The 3,428-nt window shown below is 37.6% G+C and carries 5 protein-coding genes and 1 pseudogene; all 6 read right to left on the bottom strand.

The features are described 5' to 3' along the window. Positions 1-9 precede the first annotated feature (9 nt). Entirely contained in the window at positions 10-618 is a 609-nt protein-coding gene (locus CW745_RS16555; protein ID WP_101109792.1) for a glycosyltransferase family protein, read from the bottom strand. Then, a complete protein-coding gene (locus CW745_RS16860; RefSeq protein WP_202973232.1) occupies positions 615-830 on the bottom strand; it encodes a hypothetical protein in 216 nt (71 codons plus the stop codon). The genes CW745_RS16555 and CW745_RS16860 overlap by 4 nt, the downstream gene beginning before the upstream one ends. Further along, entirely contained in the window at positions 781-1,134 is a 354-nt protein-coding gene (locus CW745_RS16855) for a hypothetical protein (protein WP_202973231.1), read from the bottom strand. Before CW745_RS16855 ends, CW745_RS16860 begins: the two co-directional genes overlap by 50 nt. Before the next feature lie 48 nt (positions 1,135-1,182). Continuing rightward, positions 1,183-1,416, bottom strand: a complete 234-nt coding sequence (locus tag CW745_RS16850; protein ID WP_202973230.1) for a metallophosphoesterase — start codon at positions 1,414-1,416, stop codon at positions 1,183-1,185. A gap of 239 nt (positions 1,417-1,655) precedes the next feature. Continuing rightward, positions 1,656-1,991 (bottom strand): molybdopterin dinucleotide binding domain-containing protein, encoded by a 336-nt coding sequence (locus CW745_RS17035; protein ID WP_274521257.1) that lies wholly within the window; start codon positions 1,989-1,991, stop codon positions 1,656-1,658. Between the two features lie 294 nt (positions 1,992-2,285). After that, positions 2,286-3,269 (bottom strand): annotated as a pseudogene (locus tag CW745_RS17030) (molybdopterin-dependent oxidoreductase); the annotation flags it as partial. Between the last annotated feature and the right edge of the window lie 159 nt (positions 3,270-3,428).

Here is a 3,428-nt window from a genome sequence, read left to right as displayed (position 1 = left end):
TGGCAACGTCTAGGTGAGATTTAACAACTTCACCAATTTCTCATCACTGTAAGATGGTAGATATACGGTATAATGCTCGCCTTTGGAAATTGATGCCGATCGTATATCGTTTCTGATTATAGGTGTATAGATATTAGGTTCATAAGGTTTGAAATGAAGTCCGAATTGATGGCTGGTGGGTGCATAATTATTAAGAATCCATTTACCCATTCTGTCCGTTTTTTTAGGCTTTGGAACTAATTTGGAGAGTACTGCCGCTTGGTGGCTAAAACTATAGCAAGGTATGTTTTTTAACTTGCACGCCCACGCCGTAACCGGTTCAAAATCATTAATGATGAGGTCGTAATCTTCAACCGGTATACTTTTTATCTCTTTCTGCAAACGCATAGAGTTTGCTTTGTAATAGGTTTTCCAAACATCTACACCTCCTTTTTTGCCGAAAATAAAGCTTAATCCTTTTAGCTGATACTTAATGGGATAGGGTAGTTTTATATCTGCTTGAATGCCACTCACTAAAAGATCTAATGAAACATTATGTTTTAATATTGCAGGTATTACATCTCTAGCCCTGCTCAAGTGTCCGTTGCCGGTACCTTGAATTGCGTATAGTATTCTCATTTACTCTGTTGCGTCATTCCACTTATTCTAAACTCTTCAAGCAAGCTTTGAAACAGTTCAGCTTTTTCCAATACATAGGTTTCTTCCTTACTATCCTCTTTATGGTCAATGGTTAGTTGATCTTCAAGATAAGAGTATAGTTTCCAGTGACCATTATGATACTCAAGTGCGGTTAAATTTTTCCGGTTGGTGAATGTGACCGCAAATAACATAGTCATAACCATTTTCTATGGCAATATCTGCGGCAATCTGTTCAAAGTCGTTTATGAACTTAACGGCAGACTTTACACCGTTCTTAATTTTCTTGGACATTGAAATTGGACCCTTGCCCATTTTTTTGCTGATGAAATTAATGGCTCTATTTAATAAAATTAAAAAGTCATATCCTTTTGCACCAAGTTTGGCTACCCATTTTGAATGCTGCATAGTAACATCGAACATGTCACCATTAAAAATCCAAGCTTTTTTATCTTCAAGCGGAATCACCATTTTATTGACAATATTTAATGGGCCCATACTGTTGCTCGAAAATTTCCGCAAAAGTTCATCGTGGTTACCTGTTATTTAATGTACTGGAATTCCTTTGGCTACCCCCTCCAATAAAAGTTTAATGACTTTCATATGAGACTTGGGCCAATAGCGTTTGCTAAATTGCCAAATATCTACAATATCGCCATTGAGGATTACATCTTTTGGCTTAATGGACTTTAAATATTTTAAAAGCTCTTTGGCGTGGCAGCCATATGTTCCTAAATGAACATCGGAAATGACCACAATATCAACCGGTCTTTTTTTCATAAGTGAATGAGGGATTCCTTTCTTGGGAATTTTAGAAAATTAGAAAGAGATAGAACCACCTCAAACTTGACATTAAATGCAAGAATGGCAATACATAAGGCGGCCAAATCAGTAGATTTCATATGCTGAAACTTATGACCGTAAAGTTTCAAAATTTATGATTATAGAAAGGTTACTGTTAACTTATTATTCGGTTACGAGATTGTTAAGTAATTGAATTTCAGAAATGTATTTATTAACTATTTCTTTACTAGTCTAACCTTTACAGACTTGCTTATTGGTGTTTTGCTTTTATCGGCAAAATGATTGTAGGGTATTAAAACATTGGTCTCCGGAAAATAAGAAGCCAGATTTCCAGAAGGAATATTATATGGAACGATCTTAAAATTATGGGCTGTTCTTACAATACTGTCATAAGTACTGGTAATATCAACAATGTCAAGTTTGTTTACACCAATGGCTTTCATATCGTCTATATTCATAAAAACCACTCTTCTTGCATTGTAAACACCTCTGTAACGGTCATCTAATCCGTAAATAGTGGTGTTGAACTGGTCGTGAGAACGTATGGTCATCAACATGTATTCATCTTTTTCCAAGGTGTGTTCAGGAAGTTTGTTAATGGTAAATTGTGCTTTACCGTTGGGTAACATGCTAAAATCCAATTCACGTACATTATTTGGTAAGTAATAGCCTGCGCCTTTTGAACGTTCTTCGGTATCATTGAACCCCTTTGCAACTTGGTCAATTCGCTTTCTGATCAATTCATAATCTTCACCTAAAGATTTCCAGTTCATAGGATGTTCTTCGCCGAACAAGGTATGCCCTAAATTGGCAATAATCTCTGGTTCGCTCATGATGGCCTCTGAAGCTGGTTTTAATATTTTCTTGGATCTTTTTACCCTGCCCATACTATTTTCAACCGTAAAATGACGAGGCTTGCCATTTTTCATATCCTTTTCAGACCTTCCAATAGTCGGTAATATCAAGGCAGTTTTACCGGTGATTAAATGTGTGCGGTTTAATTTGGTACTGATCTGTACCGTTAAATCGCAATTTTGAATTCCCTTTGCGGTATATTCTGTATCAGATGCCGCCATTAAAAAGTTACCGCCCAAGCACATAAATACTTTGGCATTACCTTCATACATCGCTTTTAAGGAGCCTACAACATCTACACCTTCATGCTCAGGTGGGGTAAACCCTAAATGTTCTTTAATACGTGCGTTCATGGCACTATCTACAAAATGCTGAATACCAACGCTGCGATCACCTTGAACATTACTGTGGCCGCGTACCGGACATGTACCTGCATTAGGTTTTCCAATAGCTCCTTTCAATAATAGAAGATTTATGAACTCTCTAATATTTTCTACGCCATTCTTATGTTGGGTAAGACCCATGGCCCAGCACACTATAATTTTAGATTTATTCGCCAATAGTGCAACCGTGTCGTTTATTTTTTCTTCGGATACGCCAGTTTGCGCCAATAGGTCTTCCGCATTGTAGTTTTTTAAATCAGAGATCAAAGACTCATAACCATCTGTATATTTTTCAATGAATTCATGGTCAAAAACTGCATTTCCTTTTTCTTCTAATGCAACTAATTTCTTTAAAATTAATTTTACCAGAGGTATATCTTGATTAATGTTGACCGCCAAATGAATATCTGCCATGTCCTCCCCACCGCCGATCCATCCGCCTAGATGTTGCGGATTTTTAAAATTCACTAATCCTGATTCTTCTAACGGATTTATACTAATGACCTTACCACCGTTCTGCTTGCATTTTTCTAATGCGGATAACATTCTAGGGTGATTGGTACCTGGGTTCTGCCCAGCTATCAATATGACCTCTTCTTCGTATTGATCCTCTTAAGTGGTTGATCCCTTGCCTATGCCCAAGGTTTCTCCCAAGGCCACGCCGCTGCTCTCCTGGCCCCTGTTCGAACAATCCGGAAGGTTGTTGGTGCCTAATGCACGCGCAAACATACCGTATAAAAAGGCAGCTTC

Source organism: Psychromonas sp. psych-6C06 (assembly GCF_002835465.1).
In the GTDB taxonomy this organism is placed as follows: domain Bacteria; phylum Pseudomonadota; class Gammaproteobacteria; order Enterobacterales; family Psychromonadaceae; genus Psychromonas.
This window is presented reverse-complemented; position numbering and strand designations above follow the sequence as displayed.